The organism is Streptomyces sp. NPDC039423 (assembly GCF_055598725.1).
Map to the genome: position 1 here is coordinate 1 of NZ_JBVKAH010000023.1, position 20,911 is coordinate 20,911.

Here is a 20,911-nt window from a genome sequence, read left to right on the forward strand (position 1 = left end):
GGACCGGCACGACAACCCCGGCACGGCCCGACCCAAGGGCGCGGCACCGGCCCAGTAGCGGCCACCAGCCCGAGCCCGCTGGCCCGCGCGCAGCGATACGCGCGCGGCGGCGGGCAGGGCGGACCGTACGACGCGCTGCGGAGGCAGCGGGTACGCCCCCCCCGGCACGGAGCGGCGGGGCGGACCAGGCGCGCGGCACAACGACCGGCCCGAGCGTGCTGCCGTGAGGCGGCGCGCGGCGGCGGGCAGCGAGGCCGAACAGGACGCGGCCGTACGGGCGGGCGCTAAGCGGCGGCCTGGCGACCCCGGCACGAGCAGGCGGACGGACGGCGGACCGCACGACGGGCGACGGGAAGGCGCAGTCTGTGTCGGCTTCGATCTTCTCCTTGCGGACCTCGCCGGTGACGGTTTCCTCGTCGGTCTGTTCCTCAGTGGTCAGGCGGACGCGTTCCACGGGGACGGCTTCGGTCTCCACGACGGGCTTCTCCTCGTGGAGGGTCACCTCGTGTTCGGCCTCGGTGATGTCAGGGCCGGACATGGCAGCGTCGCGGTTCTCGTCGGTGATCGGTTCGCGTTCAACACGGACCTCTTCATGACGGACGGGGACGGTCTGCTGCACTTCCTCGGTCACGACGTACTTGCGCAAACGGGCCCGGCCGGGCCCGCTTGCGCTCGGTACCGACGTGCATCTCCTCTTCCGAGCGGGTCATGGCGTCGTCGGAGGTATCCACGCCTTCCCCGCTGCGTATGCCGCGCGGTTCGAGGTCCCTGCCCGGCGTCCGGGACCGGCTGCGTGGTGTCCTCGTGATGCCCCCTGCGGGCTCTGGTTCACCGAGTTCCCGAGGTTACGGTTGGCGGATGCGACGAAAGGGCGTGCTGCGCACGCTGATGGTGGGCGACACCGTCTGGCTCTGGGGCCGACGGCATCGGCACCCGAACTGCCAGGAGACCCTGTCCCTGCGTCGGGCCGACGCGCCACAGGCCCAACTCCGCTTGGTCTTCCGCTCCGGCGAGAGCGGCGCGGCGGCGGGCTGGCCCCTGGGCGAGGGCGAGATCATCGGCGCGGGGGGCCGCGTCCTCAACCTCAACGAACCCGGGGTGGTACGCCGTTTCCTGGACGAGGCCATGACTCGCGGTCTGTTTCCCGCCGGGAACGGTGTGCGGGAAGAGGACGGCTGGCCGTTGTTCGAGGCACTCGTGTCGGGCAAGACGCCCCATACGACCTGAATATCTTGGTCGCGAGCGTTGTCGACGCTGCCGGGCCTTGATTCTGCCGAAGTCGCCGGTGTGGTGGAGGTGTCCTTGCCGCCGCCGCTCCGCTTCGTCCCGTGCCGGGGTCGCGCGCCGTCCGGCTCGGCGCTGGCTCCGCCGCCGCGCGCCTGTGACGCCGCGCCGATGAGGTTCCTTGGTCTGAGGGTGTCCATCCGCCAGCCGGAGCCGGCCGGTATTGGCGAGCGGGTTCGCTGCGGCGGGCGACGTGGTGGGTGAGGCCGAACGCGGTCCCCGTGCGCCCGCTGTACGGTCGCCGGGCGCGCCGGGGCCGTTCGCCGTTTCCGCGCGCCGCCGGGCTGCGCCGGCCTTGCGCCTGCCCCAGGTCGGACTGGATGCGTTCGCGGCCTCCGCCGCGCGCCCGCCCCGTGCTGCGGCGCCTCGCCTGCCGCTCACGTCGCTGTGGTGCGGCTCCGCCGTCGCCTGTCGTACGGTCGCCGGCCGAGGTAGTTGTACGGCCTCCGCCGCGTGCCCCGGCCGCCCCCGTCGTACGGGGCAGGCCCCTTCGTTCGCCGCGCTCGCCGTAGGGCCGTGCGCGCCGCCGTCCGTTGCCCGCCGTGCGGCTTCCGCTCGCTGGCCGTGGTCGTCTGTGCTGCTGCCGCGCCGCCCCGTTGGTCGCTGCGCGCGCTGTGCGTCTGCTCGGCCGGCGGCCCCTCGCTCCGAGCGGACTGACGTCTTCGGCGCACCGTCAGCCGACCTCATGTGGCATGGCACGCGGGCCCGCAGGAAGCCACGCCCGCATCGCGTGGTGCATGCACGGCCGCGTCAGTTTCCCCGGAGGCATACGACTCCCGGCTTCCCCCAACGGCCGGGGCCTTCGTGCTGCCCGGCACCGCTGCGTGCGACCCGGGCCGCGGTGGTGGACTGATGGGGTTGCCAGACCGGGGGCCCGCCGCGATGTAGCGGTTCACCGGCTTCCCCCGGGGGCGCGGCCGGTGCCGGGCGCTGCCCCGTCTCCACCGGGCGGGGGTGGGGTTCCTCCAAGTGCGCGCCTCATCTGGCAGGTGCCGTCGGGGTGGGGTTCCTCCAAGTGCGCGCCTCATCTGGCAGGTGCCGTCGATCACGATGAGCCTGAGTTCGGTGTCCTGCACCCGCAGGGACGCGTGTGTCTGGAAGGACTCAGATGTCTGAACGCAACACGGTCATGCGCAGTCTGCATGACATCGGCCTGGCAGCTTGGTTCGGGGGCTCTCTCATGGGGGCCGTCGGCTTGAACGGAGCGGCGCGCAACGCCGTGAAGGAGCCGGTTCTTGCCGCACGGCTCGCCAGCGCCGGCTGGGCCGCCTGGACACCGGTGAACGCGGCCGCGATCGGCGCTCACCTGGTGGGCGGCGCCGGCCTGCTGGGGGCCAACAGTGCCCGGGTGGCCCACCAGAGCGGCGTGGGCGCCTCCACCCTCGCCAAGACGGTCCTCACCGGAGCCGCGCTCGCAGCCACCGCCTACAGCCGCATCCTGGGCAAGAAGATCGAACTCGCTTCGTCCCCCGACTCCGAGGATCAAGAGGCTGCCGCCGACCACCCCGTGGACTTGGACCAGGCTCAGCGCCACCTCGCCATGCTGCAGTGGGCCGTACCCGCTCTGACGGCCGGGATGCTCGTGCTCAACGCCCTGCACGGAGAGCAGCAGCGCCCCGAGCAGCAGCAGGCAGGAATGCTTCGGCGCGCCGCCTCACCCCTGGCCATGGCAGGCGGCAGAAGTATGGCCGCCGTACGCCGTACCTACCACCACGGCCCGATGGCCGGCCACTGCTGAACCCCCAGGCGGCTTGCCCTTCGGCCCTGTGCCGGAGGCTGGTCGGTCAGCTGCTCGTTGGCCCGATCTCGACCCGCCCACCGTACCCGACGTCACTCACGCAAGGAGACAGGCTATGGCCAGAGCTACCACGACCAAAGTAAGGCAGCCCGTTACGGACGACAGCATCAAGGTGCGCCAACTCAGCCACTACCAGTTCAGCTGGGTCGCAGGTGAGCCCGCTGCCCCAGGCACATTCACCCTGCAGCTCGTACTCGACGAAGGGGCCTGGGAAGAGGTCCTGACCGTCGACGCCGACGACGCCGATGCCCTCCAGGACCTCCTGCGCAGCACCCCGACCGTGCACTACGACGTCAGCCGCCGAACCCTCATGTTCGGCGTCACCGCCGTCGGCACCTGAACGACAGACAACCGACCCCACCGATGGCGGGGGGACTGTGAAGAGAACGGTGTAACTCCAATCGTGGAAGAGTGCACCTGTGACCAGCGAGAACATAGCCGAACCGTCTGAGGCAGGGGCTGCGTCGGCGACTGCGGATGACCAGTTCCTGAGCGAGTTCGTGGCCCGAGCCCAGGCTGAGGGCCAGCAGCTGACGGGTGAGGGCGGGCTGCTCCAGCAGCTGACGAAGAGGCTGCTGGAGTCCGCTCAATCCCTTCCTCCCCCGTCTCCGCGTTCCTTGTCCCGACAATCGATGCGAACAAGGACGGGTTAGAGACAGGGTGATCGGGCTGCTGCTCTCCCGTTGGAGAAGTCCGGCCCGCTGACACTGCACCAATAGGTGTACGTTCGAGCCGCGTTGCCAGGCGCTGGCCGGGCCGGGATGTCGGTGGCGACGGTGAACTCGGGGTGTCGGTGGTCGCCGGGCATGGCGTGGTGTCGTCACGCGCCGGGGTGGCTGCGCCTGTCGTGGGTGCGGTCGCGGGCTGCTGAGGCGGCGGCGAGGGCGAGGAGGGTGGCGATGGCGCCGGTGATGAGGTTGCTGGTGATGGAGCGGGTGCGGGCGACGTCTCCGGCGACGACCCAGGGGGCGATGCAGGTCCAGAGGCCGATGGCGGCGGCGGCCCAGGCCATGGAGTGGGTGCGTTCGTAGGAGTTGCCGAGGCCGCCGAGGAGCAGCGTGTAGGCGATGCCGGCGATGAGGTTGGTGACCGCGAGGGTGGTGAAGCCGTTGAAGCCGGCTATCCAGGGGGACGCGGCGAGGTAGAGGCCGGTGAGGAGGGCCAAGGCCTCGATCATCTGGGCTCGGGGGGTGGCGGCGGCACGGTCGTGCCGGGCGTGCAGATCCATCAGGTCGGGGTGCTCTTCGATGGGCGTGCGGTGGGTCGACGCCATGATGACCTCCAAAGGCGGACGCTTACCCGCCATATACCCATAAATATGACGTAAATACCCCAATAGGCACATTCCGCCTGCCACTGTGGAGCATCAAATCTGTACATTCGGTTACTGGGTGATCCCCGAATGCCGCCGGGTCCGCGCACATCGCGGGGCCTGATGGTGCGGCGGGCGTTCTCCAGGTGACTGATCTTGGGCTGGAGACCATGAACTGCTCGGCCACTTCCGGTGCTCTTCAACCCGCTGGCCAGGCGGAGCCGGCGGAGCTCGGCTCCCAGACCGCGTCTCCTGACGGTGGGGTTAATGTTCGCCGTGGGCCCGCATTGACGGGGACCGGAGATCGATCGGACTGGTGCCCAGCCTGGCCCATTGACTGGCAGCGGCCCGACCGCCGCCCGGGACACCACTCTCAGCCGCTGCGCGGGAGCACAAGCCGGCCACACCGCCCTCGCCCACCTAACAGGCTTCCGCACCGGCGACGCCCTCGCCTCCGCCGTCCTCACAGCAGCCGCACCAGACCGCATGGCCATCTACGACCGGCGAGCCCACAGCGGACTGCGCACTCTCGGCATCCCCCTCAGCCACGCACCCGGCCGCTACAGCCGCTACATAGAACGGATCGACCAAATTCTCGCCGCCGCCCCAGCCCCCATCCGCACCTGGACCCCCGCGACATGGACACCGCCCTGTACTGGATGACCGCATAACAGCACTCAACGAACCTGATCAACACACCCGGAACATGACCACACCCGACCAACGGCCGCTCCACCTGACAAAAAAGCAGCTCAGCGTCCCCGGTCCCCATCACCAAACCGTGATGGCTCGGCCCGGAGCCCTATCACCCCCGACACCAAACTGATCAGCCCAGTCCGGCCCACCACACACTGATCAGAAAAACCGCCCCTGGACAATGGAGCATCTGTCCGCGATCGGGATGCGCTGGACATGATAGGCATCGTCGTCACTGCGGCCGCCGCGCTCGCGGCCAGCTATCCGCTCGGGCGACTGCGCCCGTGGCAGCGGCTGGGCGACTGGGCGGCCGATCAGGTCCCCTTCACCGGGGCGTGGGCCCGGGGCGGCTTCGGCCACCAGGCCGTCGTCGTCCTGGTCCACGCCGTCACCGCGCCGCGCACGAGATGGCGCATCATGCGCGCCCCAGCCACCGAGACACAGGCGCCCACGCTCCACTCTCGACACAGATCAGGGTTGCACAGCAACAGCTGCGCAATCCTGCGTCGGTAGGCCGCAGATCCCCCCGGCTGCGGCGAGAGGTCAGGCCGGGTTGATGTTCTCGGCCTGGGGGCCCTTCTGCCCCTGGGTGACGTCGAACGTCACCGTCTGGCCTTCCTGGAGCTCACGGAAGCCCGAGGAGTTGATCGCCGAGTAGTGGGCGAAAACGTCCGGGCCGCCCCCGTCCTGGGCGATGAAGCCGAAGCCCTTCTCCGCGTTGAACCACTTCACAGTTCCCGTAGCCATGTTCCATGCCTTCCAGTCGACGGACGCCTCCCGCACCATGCGGGAAGGCGGAGGTAATCGCCCTGGTTCCTGCGGCACAGCACAGCAAAACGCCCACGCCTTCGGCGTGGGCAAAGGGGAACTTCCGAACCACGACAGCTAACGGAAACGGTACACGCTCGCACACCCCGTCACCAGAGGAACGTACCCGTTGGGTAGGTGCGCGGTATGCGGCGGACGGGGTGCCATCTCAGGCTGCGGCCGGCGGGTGGGACGTGTCGGCGGCGCGGCGGTATTCGGCGTTGATGCGCTGAGCTTCTTCGAGCTGGTCCTCGAGGACGATGATGCGGCAGGCGGCGTCGATGGGGGTGCCCTGGTCGACAAGTTCCCGGGCGCGGGCGGCGATGCGCAGTTGGTAGCGGGAGTAGCGGCGGTGGCCGCCGGCCGAGCGCAGCGGGGTGATCAGGCGGTGTTCGCCCAGGGCGCGCAGGAAGGCGGGGGTGGTGCCGAGCATCTCGGCGGCCCGGCCCATGGTGTAGGCGGGGTAGTCGTCGTCATCGAGACGCCCGCGCGTGTCGTCTGCTGTCATCTGCACCTCTCTCTGGAACGCGTGGAGGGGCCCTGGTGCCGTACGGCACCAGGGCCCCGAAGGAACTGTTACACCATCTGCCGACCCTGATACTGCGCCGGCCTTCTGTGTCCGCGTACCCGACCTGGCTGCTGTCGGGGCTGCGGGGATCGCGGTTGCGTGACCGGAGACCACCTCACTAACGATGTCCTGCGGTACCCGGGCTTCGTACTGCTCACCCGGGCGATCCTGATGGTGCTCGGCTCCTCCGTTCTTCCCTCTGGATCAATCACTTACCAAACGGGAACTGCGAACTGCTTGTACTGCGGGTGATGCGAACTGCTGAACGACCTGTGACAGCGTCGCTCTTCGGCAGCCAGCCCCGTTGCCCATCCTGCGTCTGCTCTGGCTTAGAACCCCACTGCCGAACTTCCCGGTGCGCGCGTCCGCAGCCGACGCCTTCACCAGGGGTACTACTCACTGACTTCACTGCTGGGTACTGCGAACTGCACTCGCGGGTACCGCACATGCCATGACCGCGGTCCCGCTTGCGGCGGCCCCTGATCACTGCGGGCCACCCGGTCCGGCCGTCAGTCCCGGCGCCGTCCTGCAACAACCCTGGCTTCGAGACTCCACCGCCGCACCGTCCTGCGACTACCTGTACTGCTGGTACTGCTTGCCGGCAGTTCGTCTCTGCCAGGCCCTGCTGTCTTTCTGAGCTACGGGAGAAACCATAGCGACGCCACTGCCCAATGTCTACTCCGGCCGATATAGATTTCTGTGTGTCCAGCGACGAGGTAATCGGCCTCGGACAGTTACGCGGGTGGGGGCGCAGGGCGGTCGCACCGGGTTAACCGCCGCTTGTCGGGGCAGATGCGGCGGGCGGGGAAGAACGGGCATGGGCGATCCAAAGACCAGGGGGGACCTGATGGACACGATGAGCGTCGACGTCGCAACCGATCACCCTGCCGGTTCCGTCGCCGTGGCACGCGACAGCGCCCCGTCCTTCCTCGAAGGGCTTGTGCCCGCACTCGCATCCGAGGCCGCCGACACCGTGATCCTGGTGGTCTCGTAGCTCGTCACCAACGCCCTGCGCCACGGCGGCGGCACCTGCACCCTCGACCTGGCCGCCCGCCCGGACGGCATCGAGGTGGCCGTGCGCGACCCCAGCCCCCGTGCCCCGCGCATGCGCACCCCCGACCTCGAAGTCGGCACCGGAGGCTTCGGCTGGCCCCTGGTCAACCGACTCGCCACAGCGACCGCGGTCACTCGCCGGGCAACCGGAGGAAAGACCGTGAGTGCCGTCCTCCCCCGGTAGCACCCGCCCAGCGTTATGGGGAAGAGCTGGCCCTCAACCGCGACTGCGGACCACGTGCATTGGCTCGCCCTGATGTCCGTTACCCGTAGCTGGGAGGAACCGTGTCCCAGCATGCCAACGACTGCCCGCTCTCCCTGGTCTACTACCTGCGCCATGCCATCGAGGTCACCGACGAACTCCTGCAGCTGTTTCCGCCATCGGACGTCGAGAAGATCCACGCCACGCAGCTGCTGCAGGCGCTCGACCACTTCGCAAACCTCCCCAACTGGGACACGGTGACGCTCCGGGACGTGGCCGAGCGCGCCACGCTGATGGACTCCCCCGAGAACCGTGAGCGGTGGAAGCCGTCCTGTATCTGCGACGCCTGGCATCTGTAGGGCTCATGGGGCCGGACTGGCCCCGCTCATGCTCCTCGCCATCTGGTCGTCATCACGGTCCATCCATTCAGCCAGTCCGTCGAACTTCGCCTCGAATGCGAGCCCACCCGGCAAGACGCCTGGGCCGGGGACGGTCTCCCGGACCTGGGCGAGCATCGGCTCCACCGGCGACGCAGGACGACCAGGTCCTCGTTCCTGGCAGGGAGCCGTGCCGCTCGGGGGGTTGGCACGGCTCCCCGACTGTGGGGGCGCAGCCCGTCCGGTCCTGTCGTCGGACGCATCTGCACCTTCTTGTCTACGGCCAGGACGCACTACACGCGACCGACGCCGGGCCAGTCGGTGGCCGCAGTCCCTCATGCGGGTGCTTCCCCAGCGGCCGGCGAACCAGACAACTGGGCGGAGCCGTCGGTGGGAGCATGCAGATCGATGAGCAGCACATCACGGAGCCGGGGCTCGTGGTCCTGGACGTCGTCGCCGCAGACGAGGAGACCGTCGCCGCGGTGATGGAGGGCCTCCAGCAGCAGTGGGCGCCCTCCGGGGTAACCCCGGTGTGGCGGGTTCCCGGCGAGCCTGGGGTCAGGGCTCGGGTGTACGCGGACATCCGACGCCCCTCCACCCCGGGGTGAGAGGCGCGTCTACTCGGTGGTGTGGTCGGGGTCAGGGAGCTCCGGCGGGAAGTGCCGCTCGAGGATTTCGGCCCAGCGGTGCAGGACGACGAAGCCGTCTGTGTCGGCCTGTGCCTGGACCAGCTCGGTCAGGGCGGCGGCGAAGGGATGTGCTGCGCTGCGGCGGGGTATCGCGGCGGCAGCCTGCTTGAGCCGCTCGTGCGCGGCGGGGAAGACGCCCTCCGCCCACTCCTGTTGTTCCTTGACCCGTTTGCTTCCTTCCTCCCAGTTGATCTCCATGATGGTGAGGGCGGGGCACTGCGGGGTATGCCAGGTCTCGCTGATCCCGCCTGCGGCCTTCACGTACGAGATGCGGGTGTTGTCCGGGCCCGGCAGGGCGAAGCAGTCGGTGCAGTCGATGCGTTCCGTCTCCGGCTTGTCGGTCATTGCGGAGCTCCTCGTTCGGGTGGAGGCAGAGCCTGCCATCCCGATCAACCGGCGGCCAGAGGTTTCTCTCAGCGACCCGGCCGCCAAGAACTCGACACCGTCCTCTTCCCCACGGCTATCGCGTGGAGAAGAGGTGTCGGCGTACGAAACCGGCTTGCCCAGCTGGGGTGATCTGCGGAAACGAGGGGTGTCCGATTTGGGGGGTCAGTACCTCCGGCAGTGCCTCCGGTCCCCCGCTGAAACAGCCGTGCAGCCACCTGTGGAGCCCCCTTCCGGTGCAACCCTCTTCCGTGCCGTATGACTGCACAGCGTGGGAGGGCAAGCCCGCGTCAGGACGCCGGGAAGCGCTCGGGTAGGCGCGGCGGCGACCAGGCCGGGTTCCACCGCCAGGCCGACCACGAGGCGGCGTCGGCGAAGGGTCCGGAGCGTTCGGTGAGCATCGCGAGGACCTGGTCGCGGGCGGCGTCCACGGCTTGGTGCTCGGTGTCGGTGACGATGCCGAGCCGCCGCACGTGCGCGTACTCGTCTTCGTCCTTCCACTGCCAGCGGGTCAGGTCGGGATCGACGACCAGGTCCACGGTGAGGTCGAAGGTGTCGAACCCGAACGAGGTGCGGCGGGTGGGATGCTCGAAGTTCACGTACCAGTTCCGCAGCCCGCCGCTCGTGTAGAAGGCGTTGACGCTGAACCACGCCGTCGGTGGCTTCCACAGCAGCAGCTCGGTCTCCTGCCACACCGTGGACGCGAGCTCCCACGTGCCGGTCGCCATCGCGTCGAACGCCTCTGTGCGCACCGAGCGGTCGCCATGGTCGCGGGCCTTGACGTACAGGGCGGGCCAGCGGGTCTCGGCTCCCGGCGGGCAGGCGACCACCAGGGCCTCGCCGGTGTCGGCGACGACGCGCAGCGCGTGCTCGCTCCACACCCGGCCCGTACGGTGCACGTCGCGCCGTACGACCGTCTGGCCCGCCTTGAAGCTCTCCACCGGTTCCTCCTTCCCGCGGCCGGGTCTCAGCGCGCGGTCCCCAGCCCAGCGCCGACGGCGCGGCCTGGGCAAGCCCTCGTTGGGGGGAGGCTTGCCCAGGGTCGCGCACGGCTTGCCCGGCTCAGGTCCGCCGGCGGAACAGACCGCGTCGAGGCTTGCCCGGCTCCTGGCCGGTGGCCGGCGGCCGCGACGGTGCGGCAGCCTGGCGCCGGGCGGCTTCGGCGGCAGCTTCCTGCCGGGCGACGTCGTCGGCATGACAAGTGCCGCACACCGACAGGTCCCCGGCGCTCCAGGCCGTCCGATGCGAGTGGTCTGACACCGCATGCTATATGGCACATCATGAACTCCGCCTTGCCGCAACTACGGTGACTGCATACCGCTCTAGGCTTTGACGTGCGAAGGGAGCCCTGCAACCCCGACTTCGGTTCCTAGGCCATCTGGTCGGGAGGGCTCCCTACGTAGTGATCCGACACGCGATGAAACGGAAGGAAACACCAAATGCAGAGTAACAAGCACAGCGCTCCAGGGGGCAGGCGACGTGGCCGTCTGGCCACCTACCTGCACAAATGGGCCCGCCGACATGGACGCGGTGCCCACACTCACCTCGTCCGCGGCCTGTCATACGGCGTCGGAAGCGGCGCCGTCAGCATCTTGATCATCTGGGCCGAACGCCGCACGTAGCGCGACGACGAGCCGCGCATCGTCAAAGCATGCTCAAATTGCATAGCCAGTGCGACCTGGCGGGCAGCCACTGCTACGAGGCTGCCCGCCTTCACCATGCCCGCCAGTAATTCTGCACGGCGGCGAGCCGCTGCTCGCCGGCCTCGTGCCGGGCCCGACCGCCCTTGTCGGTCCGTACTCCGTGACACCGCAGTACCGAACTCCCGGGAACCGGCGATGTCAGTGCCGCATGCGAGCCTGTACTGGCCCGGCGGCGCCTCACCTGAAGCCGATGCTGCCGCCGGGCACCTGACCAGGGAGAGCGGAGAGCAGCGATGGTGAATCACAGACTGAAGTGGATACGGGACGGGCGCCAGCACACGTCGGCTGCACGTACGACCAGCCGAGCGCCGAAGCCCGCAAAGAGCGCCTCGAAGCGAGTGGGGCGACCGTCGTAGAGATCGTGCCGGTCAAGCCCGGCGAGTAGTCCCCCTGGCTCGCGGCACAGCAGACGTACGGCCAGCGCGTTCCCTGCACGGGCGGTGGAGGCGGCGGGCGGAGCGCCCCGGGCGGGCGCAAGGACAGATCGGCCTCCGCATGGAGCGCGCGGCAGCGGGCGGCGGCACGGTACGACCGGCCCCCCACTGACAGCGGATGGCGAACGGTCCAGGCCCGCAGCGGCGTGCTGTGGCCGCACGACGGAGCGCGAGGAGCAGTCCGGGGGCGCAAACAGAAGGTGCCTCGTTAGGCAGGGGATCTGCTGCCCGGAGGGCCACCGTTGGAGTCGGGCCCCTCCAACGCGGGCGGCGTATCAGGAGAGGACAGAACGTACGTCGGCGGGAGCGGCTCGAGCCCCAACTCGGCTCGCTTCATCTCAGCCTGAGCCCTAGTCAACTCGGCCTGGGCTCGGATGATCGCCGCTTCACCTTCCTTCTCAGCCCGGATGATGTCTGCCCATCCAGTCGACGCGGCACCATCTCCTTCTCCCGTGTCTTTCGCCTTGGCCCCCCATGCACGGATGAGGCGCGGAACGATCGTGACGACTGCCACGAGCAGACCGGGCAGCCCGACCGCGGCGGCGGCAATCGCATTCGCTGAGCCGGGCCCGAAGCCCACCCCCCAATGCCTTTCAAACCAAACATCCCACAGGATGCGTTCGATTCCGTAGTGGGCAAACGCCGCGAGGCTGAGCAGCAGGTACACCTCAAGATCGGGCAGGCGACCACGTGTGATCCGTGTCGCTCCGTGCATCCGCGCCCGCTGCGACTCTCCTGCAGCTGCTGCGCGCAACAACTCCTCGTGCACGCGCCGCTCAGCAAGCCGCAGCTCGAAGGCGGACGGCCTCTGGCCGGTGAAAATGACAATGCCTAGCAGCAGCCAGGCCAGGAGCACTGCATAACCCACCGGCCCCGTGGCCCACCAGACCCCCGGTTGGGGTGCGCCGACTCCCGCCTTGACCGCTTCGGCATACAGCTGGGCGTATTCGGCTCCTGCCCGACAATGGACAACCCACCCCCAGCCTGCAACCGCCAGCGTGGCGCTCAGGCGGATTGCACTCATCCTCCTGCTGACCGCTTTCAGCGCCGCATCATGGAGATCGTCGCCCTCGGGTGCATGCATCTCATCAGAGTGGCGAAGTTCGGGCAGGTATGGCAGGCGTATGTCGGGATTGCCTCTCACGTGTAAAGCATCGGAGCCCGAGCACTGTCAACGCGTTCGAACTAGGGCCTGTCTGACAATTGATCTTGTGGTGGGTCGTGGAGAGCTGACCGATGCAGCATGGGAGCGGATAGCGCCTCTGCTGCCGAGGGTTGAGGGACGGGGTCGTCCATGGCGGGATCACCGGCAGGTGATCAACGGGGTGCTGTGGCGGTTGCGGACAGGTGCGCCGTGGCGTGACCTGCCGGAACGCTACGGACCTTGGCAGACGGTCTACGAGCGGTTCGCCCGTTGGGAGACCGACGGGACCTGGGCTCGTCTGCTCGAGGAGGTCCAGGTCCGCGACGACTCTGTCGGGGCCGTGGAGTGGACGGCGTCGGTCGACTCCACCATCAACCGGGCCCACCAGCACGCCGCCGGCGCCCGCAAAAAGGGGCGCCGACGGGGGACGAACTGGGAGATCCGGCACGCCCGGAAGCTGGCCAGGCGCTCGGCCGCTCCCGCGGCGGGCTGACCACCAAGGTCCATCTCGCCTGCGATGGCCGGGGACTGCCCCTGGCCGTCGTCGTCACGCCGGGCAATGCCCATGACTCCACCGTCTTCGACGCGGTCCTGAACACGGTGCGCGTGCCCCGGATCGGCACCGGGCGGCCGCGCCGCAGGCCCGACACGGTCATCGCGGATAAAGCGTATTCGTCCCGCGCGATCCGCCAGACGCTCCGGCGGCGGGGCATCCGGGCGGTGATCCCGGAGAAGGCCGACCACAAGGCCAACCGGGCACGGCGCGGACGCGCCGGCGGCAGGCCACCGGCCTTCGACCGCGAGCTTTACAAGGCCCGCAACGTCGTCGAACGCTGCTTCAACCGGCTCAAGCAGTTCCGCGCCATCGCGACCCGCTTCGACAAGGTGGCCAGCCGTTACCGGGCCGGACTCCACCTCGCGTCACTCATCCTCTGGCTACGCGAAGCGCGGGATGATTCATCAGTCGCCGACAAACCATAGGTAGCTGCCTTGGGTCTGTGAGCAGGACTGCAGCAGCCTCTCGAGGTCAAGGACGGCCGCCGTCTGCGATGGCCCCGAACACTGCTTCAACAGGTCAGGCACCTCCAGCAGCGCGGCCTGCGCCTGTTGCTCGTTGAACAACGTGTCCCCGTAAGGATCCACACGAGCAAGGTTGCCTTCATGGGTTTCGCCCATGCCAAGCAACACTTCGGCCAGCTCGTCGCCATGCTCGTACGACCCACGGATAAGAGTCCCCCTGGACCGATCCCAGTCCAGGGCGGGCCGGTCGGCATGCAGTTCTATCTCGACGCCCACGATGCTTCCCTCTCGAGTGGCTGCACGAGCAGCCAAATTACTGGCGATCAGTCAAGCAGAAGCAGTCAGCGCCCGTAGATCGTTTGTCAGACAGGTCCTAGGCTCCGAAGGCACCCCTGCCTCCGCCGGCCCCGTTAGGCCGCACGCCCTTCCAGGCGACCTGATCGCCGCCAGCGCCGGGCCGCCGAGCTGCACGCCGACTGGGTGTCTACCGGGCGGTCTCCCCGTGGCCCCTGTGAGCCTCGCGAACCGGCCCGGCGTATCGGCGATGAAGGAGAAGGTGGTCGTGACAGCCTCGAGCCGGGTCCGTCATTGAACCCGGCGTGCACCCCCGCGGGGCCCGGAGCAGTCCACGGTCCCGGGCCCCACCCCAGCCGCAGCGAAACGCCCACCCCGCCCATACGCGAGTGCCACGATGGGTACACACCAGGACGGCGCACCGCACGGCTGGAGGCTCGAGTGACCACCCCTCACGACCCCGATGGCAAATGGCCGCCGTCCTACCCGCCGAAGACGCCTCCGCCGCCGAAACGGCCCGTCGAGCCTCCGCGGCCCGACACGGCAGGAGACCTGCCGGACCCGGGCCGGGCGGTGATGACGCAGACCCGGCTGCGGGCAAGGATCGCGAACCGGCGCGCCGCGAACTGGTCGCTGGACGCGGCGCCGTGGGCCCGCTCGTCGGCCGGCCCGAAAGCCGCTCGGCTGGTGTGCGAGAAGCTCACCCACTGGGGCTACCGCGCACCCGAGGGGCACGAGGCCGGCACGCTCACCGAGCGCCTGGTCGCTGCGGCGCTCGAGGACGGCGGCAGCCGGATCAGCGTGCACCTCGCCGACCAGGAGCAGCAGGCTTTGATCCTCGTCCTGTCCCACCACGCCGGGCCGTCCACCCTGGATGACGTACTGCTGACGGACCTCGCCGCGGTGGGGGTCGTCTCCTGTGGAGTGGACAGCGACCGCGACGGCGCCGGCTGCCGCCGCTGGGCCCTCATCGACCTGTAGACATGCCGTCCGTGCCGCGCCCGGGCGTGCCGGACGGCTACACGACGGTCGCGTCATCGTCCTCGTCCATCGTCTCGTCCAGGTAGCCGCCCATCGCCGCCATAGGCGCCCCAGCGGCCCGCAGCGCGTGGCTGGCGGGCTGAGCCCCACGCCGCTACATGCTGATCCAGCAGTACAACCGGTGACCGCGAGCGGCCGCCCTCTCTGCCGATCTCCAGCAGCATCACCGGCACCCCGGCCGCCGGTGCCCGCACCACCAGGTCCGCCCGCTGGATGTACCCGTCGCCAAGCCGGTGCGGAATCTCGATGGCGAAGCCGAGCCGGTGACCGATCCCGGCGCAGTGGAGTTCGGCGGCCGTCGTGGTGACCGCCGCAGCGTGGTCGTCGTAGCTGGCACCGAGCAGCTCCCCGGTGACCGGGTCGTACTTCTCCTCGCGCAGCGCCGAGACCCGTATGCCCTTCGGCTCCAGCAGCTTCTTCGCCTCGCCGTGTCCTCGCTTCGTCAGCACCCACACCTGCCGCTGGTCCTCCCGGACCGCTTCGATCCTCACCAGGTGGTGGTCCTGAAGATCCAGGAGGGTGTCCCGTACGAGCTTGTCGTGCTGGTTGCCGGGACGGGTCAGCTTCCACAACTGGTCGGGCGTAGCCCTCTGGAAGATCCCCAGCGCCTGCAGCAGCTCCCGGCGTCGAGGCCCGGTCGAGTTCTTCCTGTGCTTGGGGCGTCTTGCTACATCTACATGAGGGTTGTCGGACCTGCGGCGACCCCCTTTCTGCCGTGCCTCACCTGCAGGAACGCCCGGCTGCTGAGCGCGGGCGCGGAGGGGGTGGTGGAGGGGTCCACGGAGGGGTCTGTCCGGGCTGGTCAAGGGGCTGTTCGGGCTCGTCTGCGGTGCTCGCCACAGGGTGCTCCTGAGGGTGGGGCGGGCCTATCCCGCCGGTCACCTGCTACAGGTTCGGTTTTCGGCTCTCGTGTGACGCCAGCCTTGCAGAACCTCTCCGTCGTGACCGCATCGTGATCAACCTGGTGTCCTGTGACAGCGCAGTTGGACCGATTGTCATCCAGGTTGGACCCATGCTGATCGCAGTAGGGTTCCCCGTGCTGCTCTACAGGAGAATGACGTTGTCAGCCTGCGGCCCCTTTTCCCCGCTGGTGACGGTGTACTGGACCCTCTGGCCTTCCGTCAGGCTCTTGAAGCCCTCCCCCTGGACCGACCGGAAGTGGACGAACACGTCCGGACCACCGTCGTCCTGCTGGATGAAGCCGAACCCCTTCTCCGACCACTTCACGGTGCCAGTCGCCATGAGCACAGATCCTTTTTCAAGTGTCTCGCGGGCCGCAGTGCGCGGCCGACCCGATACTCCCCCACCCACGTGCGCCACACTCGTGACTAGCTACGCAGCCTCCAAACTTCGATGTCACTTACTCAAAGTTCGATGGCACAGGACAGCCGGAGTGGGACGACCGGTTCTGCCACTCGTCTGGGTGATGATGCCTGTCGGAAGTGCTTCGGCTGCTGTCGGGCAACCGATACTGCCCCGTTGTGACTACTTCCCCGACACCTTTGGGCCGACGCCAGGTGCTTCGCCAGGCGGCCGCTGCTGCCCTTGCCGGCACGGGACTGCTGCTGGCCAGCGGACCAAACGCCCAAGCGGCTCAGCGCCGAGCCGCCGAGCTGCTGCCGGTCATCGGCCAGACCTTCACCATGCCGATGAATGTCGGCGCCACTTTGGTGGTCCCACTGCCTCCGCCCCTTCCCCGCTTGAACTTCATCGGCGGAATCTCGTTCGAGGTCCTTGCGGGCGGCGCGGACTTCGTCCGACTGCAGACCCTGGACTTCAACATGGTGGCGAGCACGATCTGTTGGGAAGGGTCCGGCTCACCCTTCCCGCCCTCGAAGTGTCGCCCCCGAGCACCCTGCAGGAGGGGCCGGGCGGCCTTGTGCACACGTGGCTGCAGTCGATGGCCATGACCTTCGACCGGTGGGGTGACCTGACCGGTCCGTTCACCTTGGAGACGTCGCAGCCGGCGAAGGCAAGCGGCGATCTGCCTCAGTTCCCGCCCCCGCCCTTGATCGCCAGCACCGACCCCCACCGGCCGCCTACCGGCGGAGCCTTCCTGACAGCGACGGGCCCCATCCACTTCAAGGCCGGTCTGCCTGCCGACGGCCTGCCTGACCTCTCTGCCGTCCAACTGCAGTGGGACGGCATCTACGAAGGACAGCCCACCTAGCCACCGGCCGCCCGGCCGCACGAAGAACTGTCCGCCCCCGCAACCGTGATTGCGGGCCGTTCGGGATACAGGCGACTGGCAGCGGGGCGCCCTCTCCAAACTTCGAGCATCGCCGACAGCGTCCATGACGAGGTGGTCGAACTCCCGTGGGAAACGGTCCAGCTTCGATGTCAGAGGACGACCCGGCCGGAAGAGCGTGGTGCGGTCAGCTGGCGCCGGAGCGGGCGAGGAGCGCGGCGAGGGCACCGGCGGCTTCGGGCTCGGTGGTGGCGAGCCGGGCCGCACAAGCGGCGCGCTGGGCGGAGATCACCACCGCGTACGTCCGCGCCCAGGCCCTCGGCCGCTCCGGGGACGACGCCCTCGGCCGGGCGGTGGTCGCCCTCGGCCTGCTCGCCGACCGGATCGCCGCCGTCGAAACGGCCATTACCCGCGCCACGGACCCCCGCCACCCACTGAGCCGCCCATCCGGCCGACACGCGGCCCGCCCGGAAGGCGTGCCGGACCGGTGACACATGCGATCCGCTGGGTGGGGGCTGGGGGAGCCGGCGTGAGACTGCGGCCCGGCCGCGGTTCAGGTCACCAGGTCCCGCCGCCGCAGGCCGGCCAACCCCGCAGCCACGAGCGCGCCCGTGAGGGCGGCGAGGATCAGCAGCGGCGGCCAGGAGACGGCCGCGCCCGGGAGCTTCGGGAGGTGGCCGAACGGTGAGATGTTCAGGACGGTTTGGGGGAGGTCCAGCGTCGGGCCGATCCAGCCCAGCGCCAGGCACAGCCCGGCGACGCCCCACGCGGCCGGTGCCGCCTTGGGCACGGTGCCGTACAGCAGCACCGCCATGCCGCCGAGCGTCCAGACCGCCGGGAGCTGGGCGAGCACGGCGCCCAGGACGGGTCCGGCTTCCCGGCCGTACGACAGGGTCAGCCCGGCTGCCGCCGCGACCATGAGGAGTACCGCGCCGCCGAAGGCGATGAGCAGGTGGCCCGCGGCCCAGCGCAGGCGGCTCACTGCGTTGGCGAGGACCGGCTCGGCGCGGCCGGAGGTCTCCTCGCCGTACAGGCGCAGAACCGCGCCGACGACGTACAGGGCTGCGACCATGCCGAAGAGGCCGGTCATCGCGGCGAGGAAGGCGTTCTCCAGGCCGGACTGCCCGCCCATCCGCTCGAAGATCTGCCGGGCTTGCTCGTTGTCCCCGACGAGGTCGCTCGCGCCCTCGATCATGCCGCCGAAGACCAGCCCCGCCGTCAGGAAGCCCAGCGTCCAGCCGAGGATGCCGCCGCGCTGGAGCCGCCACGCGAGGGCGCCGGCGGTGGCGAGGCGGCCGGAGGCGGGGCCGGGGCGGGCCGGCAGGAAGCTCATGCCGATGTCGCGCCGTCCGGCGAGCCCGTACGCCACGGCCGTCTGGCCGGCGACCGCCGCCGCCATGAGCAGGAGCGCCCACCAGCGTTCGGCGGCGAAGGCGCGGACGTTCTCGGTCCAGCCGACGGGGGACAGCCAGGTCAGCGCGGACGCGCCACCCGCATCGCCCGCCGCCCGCAGCAGGAACGCCAGGCCGAGTACCGCTGCCGTCAGGCCCTTCGCGAGCCGGGCGCTCTCGGTGAGCTGGGCCACGATCGCCGCCATGGTGGCGAAGACCATGCCGGTGCCACCGACCGCGAGACCGAGGGCGACCGCTCCGGCCGCGCCCTCGCCGGACAGCCCGGCGCAGATGAGGAGCGCGACGGCGGTGTTGGCGACCAGCGCCGCCAGCAGCGCGGCGGTCAGCGGCGCCCGGCGGCCCACCCGCCCCGCCGACAGCATTTCCTGACGCCCCGTCTCCTCCTCCTCCCGTGTGTGCCGTATGACGATGATCAGGCTCATCACGGCTGCCAGTGCCGCTGCGAAGACGCCGAACCGCCACGCCACCAGGGCGCCCGTCGAGTCGCCGAACACCGGCCCGTACAACGACCGGATCGAGCTGTTCGCGTTCATCGACGCGGCGACTTCGGCGCGTGCGGCGGGCGTGTCGTACAGCGCCCCGATCGAGCCGGCTCCGCTCGCCACCATGCCGCCGGTGACCACCGCCCACAGGGGCAGCATCAGCCGGTCGCGACGCAGCGCGAGCCGCACGAGGGTGCTTGTGCCAGTCAATGCGCTCATCGCCCTGCCTCCTCGGCGACGGCGTAGTGCCGCAGGAACAGTTCCTCCAGGGTGGGCGGGGTGCTGGTCAGCGACCGTACGCCGGAGTCGGCGAGGGACGTCAGCACCGCGTTCAGGTGGTCCGTGTCGACCTGGAGGCTGACGCGGTTGCCCTGTACGTCGAGTCCGTGGACGCCCGGGAGGTGCGCGAGCCCGTTGGGCGGTCCGGCGAGTTCGGCGACGACGCTGGTACGGGTGAGATGGCGCAGCTCGGTTAGTGAGCCGGTCTCCACGGTCCGTCCCTTGCGGATGATGCTGACCCGGTCGCAGAGGCTCTCCACCTCGCTGAGGATGTGCGAGGAGAGCAGGATGGTCCGGCCGCGGTCGCGTTCCTCGGCCACGCACCTCTGGAAGACCGCCTCCATGAGTGGGTCGAGACCGCTCGTCGGCTCGTCGAGGATCAGCACGTCGGCGTCCGAGGCGAAGGCCGCGACGAGGGCGACCTTCTGGCGGTTGCCCTTGGAGTACGTGCGGCCCTTCTTGGCGGGGTCGAGCTCGAACCGTTCGATGAGGTCGGCGCGGCGGGCCTTGTCGAGGCCGCCGCGCAGCCGCCCGTACAGGTCGATGACCTCGCCGCCGGAGAGGTTGCGCCACAGCGTGACGTCACCGGGGACGTACGCCACGCGCCGGTGCAGCTCGACGGCGTCGTGCCAGGGGTCGCGGCCCAGCAGCCGCGCCGAGCCGGAGTCGGCGCGCAGCAGGCCGAGCAGGACCCGGATGGCGGTGGACTTCCCGGCGCCGTTGGGGCCGAGAAACCCGTGGACCTCACCGGTCCTGACGGTCAGGTCGAGGCCGTTCAGCGCGTGCGTCCGTCCGAACGACTTGTGCAGTCCGGAGACGGTGATGGCGTGCGTCATGCTTCAGAACGTACGCGTGCTTCACAAATTTGTGAAGTTAAGGAACCGTATAAAGTTGTGGGGTGCGCCGGACGACGGGAGACGATGAGCCCATGGGCAACGAGGAACAGGTGAGCCGCTTCGTGGAGCGCTTCGCGGCCGAACTGACCGAGGCCGGCATGCAGCGCATGGCCTCACGGGTCTTCGCCTCGCTGCTCGCCTCCGAGAGCGGCTCACTGACCTCCGCCGAGCTCTCCGAGCGACTGCGGATCAGCCCGGCCGCCGTCTCGGGCGCCATCCGGTACCTCAATCAGGTCGGCATGGTCAGCCGCGAACGCGAGCCGGGCTCACGGCGGGACCGGTACGTCCTGCACAACGAGCTCTGGTATGAGACCTTCACCCGCCGCGACCAGATCCTCACCCGCTGGGAGGCCATCCTGCGTGACGGCGCGGAGACCCTGGGTCCGGACTCGGTGGCGGGAGCGAGGGTGGCCGAGACGGCGGAGTTCTTCGAGTTCCTCCAGAAGGAGATGCACCAGATGCTGGACCGCTGGCGCGAACACCGCGCGACGCTTTCTCAGCGTGACTGACCGGCGTGCCGCGGCGCCACCGCGATGATGTACCTGGGTAGAGCGGGCCAAGGACCTGTAAGCGGGCCACCGGGGCATGCGATACAGACCAGGCGCGGACCGCTCCACAACACCTGGGACGCAGCCGTCCCCCCGAGCCGGTCGCGGACAGGTGCTCGAACTCGACGCGATGGTCCATCAGCCACGTCAGATAGAACAGGCCCTGGTTGATGACGCTGGCATCGACGCCCCTCTTGTAGACCGGTGTGGAAGCTGCGGACCGGATCGGCTTGGCGTGTGTTGTTCGGAAGTTCAAGCAAAAATCACCGGTTCTTCGCCTTCACACCATGCCCCTCCTTC

At 69.4% G+C, this 20,911-nt stretch carries 23 protein-coding genes and 4 pseudogenes; 12 read left to right on the forward strand and 15 right to left on the reverse strand.

The window, feature by feature from the left end; translation table 11 throughout:
- The coding region (locus ACZ7LK_RS32305; protein WP_471144647.1) for a YsnF/AvaK domain-containing protein at nucleotides 1–631 on the reverse strand (631 nt) is incomplete at its 3' end.
- Nucleotides 632–858: 227 nt separating this feature from the next.
- On the opposite strand from ACZ7LK_RS32305, the gene ACZ7LK_RS32310 reads away from it, so the two are divergent.
- The 4 genes and pseudogenes from ACZ7LK_RS32310 to ACZ7LK_RS32325 all read left to right on the forward strand — a co-directional run.
- Entirely contained in the window at nucleotides 859–1,227 is a 369-nt protein-coding gene (locus ACZ7LK_RS32310) for a hypothetical protein (RefSeq protein WP_392277599.1), read from the forward strand.
- 1,165 nt (nucleotides 1,228–2,392) lie between these two features.
- Nucleotides 2,393–3,022: a hypothetical protein gene (locus ACZ7LK_RS32315; protein ID WP_471144648.1), complete on the forward strand. Its 630-nt coding sequence runs from the start codon at nucleotides 2,393–2,395 to the stop codon at nucleotides 3,020–3,022.
- Between the two features lie 115 nt (nucleotides 3,023–3,137).
- Entirely contained in the window at nucleotides 3,138–3,422 is a 285-nt protein-coding gene (locus tag ACZ7LK_RS32320; protein ID WP_392277597.1) for a hypothetical protein, read from the forward strand.
- A 79-nt stretch (nucleotides 3,423–3,501) separates the two neighbouring features.
- A pseudogene (locus ACZ7LK_RS32325) lies at nucleotides 3,502–3,669 on the forward strand (IS256 family transposase); the annotation flags it as partial.
- A 233-nt stretch (nucleotides 3,670–3,902) separates the two neighbouring features.
- Here the strand turns inward: ACZ7LK_RS32325 and ACZ7LK_RS32330 are convergent.
- From ACZ7LK_RS32330 to ACZ7LK_RS32350, 5 genes are all read right to left on the reverse strand, one after another.
- A complete protein-coding gene (locus ACZ7LK_RS32330) occupies nucleotides 3,903–4,355 on the reverse strand; it encodes an SPW repeat protein (RefSeq protein WP_392277596.1) in 453 nt (150 codons plus the stop codon).
- Nucleotides 4,310–4,888 carry a helix-turn-helix domain-containing protein gene (locus tag ACZ7LK_RS32335; protein WP_471144650.1) on the reverse strand — a complete coding sequence of 193 codons (579 nt, stop codon included), beginning with the start codon at nucleotides 4,886–4,888 and terminating at the stop codon, nucleotides 4,310–4,312. The genes ACZ7LK_RS32330 and ACZ7LK_RS32335 overlap by 46 nt, the downstream gene beginning before the upstream one ends.
- Nucleotides 4,889–5,249: 361 nt before the next feature.
- A complete protein-coding gene (locus ACZ7LK_RS32340; RefSeq protein ID WP_471144651.1) occupies nucleotides 5,250–5,474 on the reverse strand; it encodes a hypothetical protein in 225 nt (74 codons plus the stop codon).
- 159 nt (nucleotides 5,475–5,633) lie between these two features.
- Nucleotides 5,634–5,837 (reverse strand): cold-shock protein, encoded by a 204-nt coding sequence (locus ACZ7LK_RS32345; RefSeq protein WP_030224583.1) that lies wholly within the window; start codon nucleotides 5,835–5,837, stop codon nucleotides 5,634–5,636.
- Nucleotides 5,838–6,066: 229 nt separating this feature from the next.
- Nucleotides 6,067–6,405 carry a helix-turn-helix domain-containing protein gene (locus tag ACZ7LK_RS32350; RefSeq protein WP_392273258.1) on the reverse strand — a complete coding sequence of 113 codons (339 nt, stop codon included), beginning with the start codon at nucleotides 6,403–6,405 and terminating at the stop codon, nucleotides 6,067–6,069.
- Nucleotides 6,406–7,312: 907 nt separating this feature from the next.
- On the opposite strand from ACZ7LK_RS32350, the pseudogene ACZ7LK_RS32355 reads away from it, so the two are divergent.
- The 3 genes and pseudogenes from ACZ7LK_RS32355 (at nucleotide 7,313) to ACZ7LK_RS32365 (ending at nucleotide 8,705) form a co-directional block, all read left to right on the forward strand.
- Nucleotides 7,313–7,702, forward strand: a pseudogene (locus tag ACZ7LK_RS32355) (ATP-binding protein).
- A gap of 101 nt (nucleotides 7,703–7,803) precedes the next feature.
- Nucleotides 7,804–8,079: a hypothetical protein gene (locus tag ACZ7LK_RS32360; protein ID WP_471144652.1), complete on the forward strand. Its 276-nt coding sequence runs from the start codon at nucleotides 7,804–7,806 to the stop codon at nucleotides 8,077–8,079.
- Nucleotides 8,080–8,495: 416 nt separating this feature from the next.
- Nucleotides 8,496–8,705: a DUF6207 family protein gene (locus tag ACZ7LK_RS32365; RefSeq protein WP_471144654.1), complete on the forward strand. Its 210-nt coding sequence runs from the start codon at nucleotides 8,496–8,498 to the stop codon at nucleotides 8,703–8,705.
- Nucleotides 8,706–8,714: 9 nt separating this feature from the next.
- Here ACZ7LK_RS32365 and ACZ7LK_RS32370 read toward each other — a convergent pair whose 3' ends face one another.
- The 3 genes from ACZ7LK_RS32370 to ACZ7LK_RS32380 form a co-directional block, all read right to left on the reverse strand.
- Entirely contained in the window at nucleotides 8,715–9,131 is a 417-nt protein-coding gene (locus tag ACZ7LK_RS32370; RefSeq protein ID WP_471144655.1) for a hypothetical protein, read from the reverse strand.
- Nucleotides 9,132–9,460: 329 nt separating this feature from the next.
- Nucleotides 9,461–10,111: a ribonuclease FAU-1 family protein gene (locus ACZ7LK_RS32375; RefSeq protein WP_471144656.1), complete on the reverse strand. Its 651-nt coding sequence runs from the start codon at nucleotides 10,109–10,111 to the stop codon at nucleotides 9,461–9,463.
- Nucleotides 10,112–11,515: 1,404 nt separating this feature from the next.
- Nucleotides 11,516–12,451 carry a hypothetical protein gene (locus ACZ7LK_RS32380; RefSeq protein ID WP_469464867.1) on the reverse strand — a complete coding sequence of 312 codons (936 nt, stop codon included), beginning with the start codon at nucleotides 12,449–12,451 and terminating at the stop codon, nucleotides 11,516–11,518.
- A gap of 70 nt (nucleotides 12,452–12,521) precedes the next feature.
- On the opposite strand from ACZ7LK_RS32380, the gene ACZ7LK_RS32385 reads away from it, so the two are divergent.
- A protein-coding gene (locus tag ACZ7LK_RS32385) for an IS5 family transposase (RefSeq protein WP_471144665.1) occupies nucleotides 12,522–13,432 on the forward strand; the annotation gives its coding sequence in 2 pieces (ribosomal slippage) (nucleotides 12,522–12,867 and nucleotides 12,867–13,432; 912 coding nt in all).
- On the opposite strand, the gene ACZ7LK_RS32390 is transcribed toward ACZ7LK_RS32385, so the two are convergent.
- On the reverse strand, nucleotides 13,412–13,747 hold the full coding sequence (locus tag ACZ7LK_RS32390) for a hypothetical protein (protein ID WP_471144657.1): 336 nt from the start codon (nucleotides 13,745–13,747) through the stop codon (nucleotides 13,412–13,414). The genes ACZ7LK_RS32385 and ACZ7LK_RS32390 overlap by 21 nt on opposite strands.
- A 459-nt stretch (nucleotides 13,748–14,206) precedes the next feature.
- On the opposite strand from ACZ7LK_RS32390, the gene ACZ7LK_RS32395 reads away from it, so the two are divergent.
- The gene (locus tag ACZ7LK_RS32395) at nucleotides 14,207–14,746 is read left to right on the forward strand and encodes a hypothetical protein (protein WP_471144658.1); all 540 of its coding nucleotides are present in this window, start codon (nucleotides 14,207–14,209) and stop codon (nucleotides 14,744–14,746) included.
- Nucleotides 14,747–14,799: 53 nt separating this feature from the next.
- On the opposite strand, the gene ACZ7LK_RS32400 is transcribed toward ACZ7LK_RS32395, so the two are convergent.
- Nucleotides 14,800–15,378, reverse strand: coding sequence for a hypothetical protein (locus ACZ7LK_RS32400; RefSeq protein WP_471144659.1), 579 nt, complete (start codon nucleotides 15,376–15,378; stop codon nucleotides 14,800–14,802).
- Nucleotides 15,379–15,850: 472 nt separating this feature from the next.
- On the reverse strand, nucleotides 15,851–16,048 hold the full coding sequence (locus tag ACZ7LK_RS32405; protein ID WP_471144660.1) for a cold-shock protein: 198 nt from the start codon (nucleotides 16,046–16,048) through the stop codon (nucleotides 15,851–15,853).
- Nucleotides 16,049–16,706: 658 nt separating this feature from the next.
- Here ACZ7LK_RS32405 and ACZ7LK_RS32410 point away from each other — a divergent pair.
- Nucleotides 16,707–16,976, forward strand: a complete 270-nt coding sequence (locus ACZ7LK_RS32410; protein ID WP_471144661.1) for a hypothetical protein — start codon at nucleotides 16,707–16,709, stop codon at nucleotides 16,974–16,976.
- A gap of 284 nt (nucleotides 16,977–17,260) precedes the next feature.
- A pseudogene (locus tag ACZ7LK_RS32415) lies at nucleotides 17,261–17,485 on the forward strand (hypothetical protein); the annotation flags it as partial.
- Nucleotides 17,486–17,547: 62 nt separating this feature from the next.
- Here ACZ7LK_RS32415 and ACZ7LK_RS32420 read toward each other — a convergent pair.
- Both ACZ7LK_RS32420 and ACZ7LK_RS32425 read right to left on the reverse strand, forming a co-directional pair.
- Nucleotides 17,548–19,107 carry an ABC transporter permease gene (locus tag ACZ7LK_RS32420; RefSeq protein WP_471144662.1) on the reverse strand — a complete coding sequence of 520 codons (1,560 nt, stop codon included), beginning with the start codon at nucleotides 19,105–19,107 and terminating at the stop codon, nucleotides 17,548–17,550.
- Entirely contained in the window at nucleotides 19,104–20,003 is a 900-nt protein-coding gene (locus ACZ7LK_RS32425; RefSeq protein WP_471144663.1) for an ABC transporter ATP-binding protein, read from the reverse strand. Before ACZ7LK_RS32425 ends, ACZ7LK_RS32420 begins: the two co-directional genes overlap by 4 nt.
- 92 nt (nucleotides 20,004–20,095) lie before the next feature.
- On the opposite strand from ACZ7LK_RS32425, the gene ACZ7LK_RS32430 reads away from it, so the two are divergent.
- A complete protein-coding gene (locus ACZ7LK_RS32430; RefSeq protein WP_392273227.1) occupies nucleotides 20,096–20,572 on the forward strand; it encodes a GbsR/MarR family transcriptional regulator in 477 nt (158 codons plus the stop codon).
- A 77-nt stretch (nucleotides 20,573–20,649) separates the two neighbouring features.
- Here ACZ7LK_RS32430 and ACZ7LK_RS32435 read toward each other — a convergent pair.
- A pseudogene (locus tag ACZ7LK_RS32435) lies at nucleotides 20,650–20,810 on the reverse strand (DUF5655 domain-containing protein); the annotation flags it as partial.
- Nucleotides 20,811–20,911 lie beyond the last annotated feature (101 nt).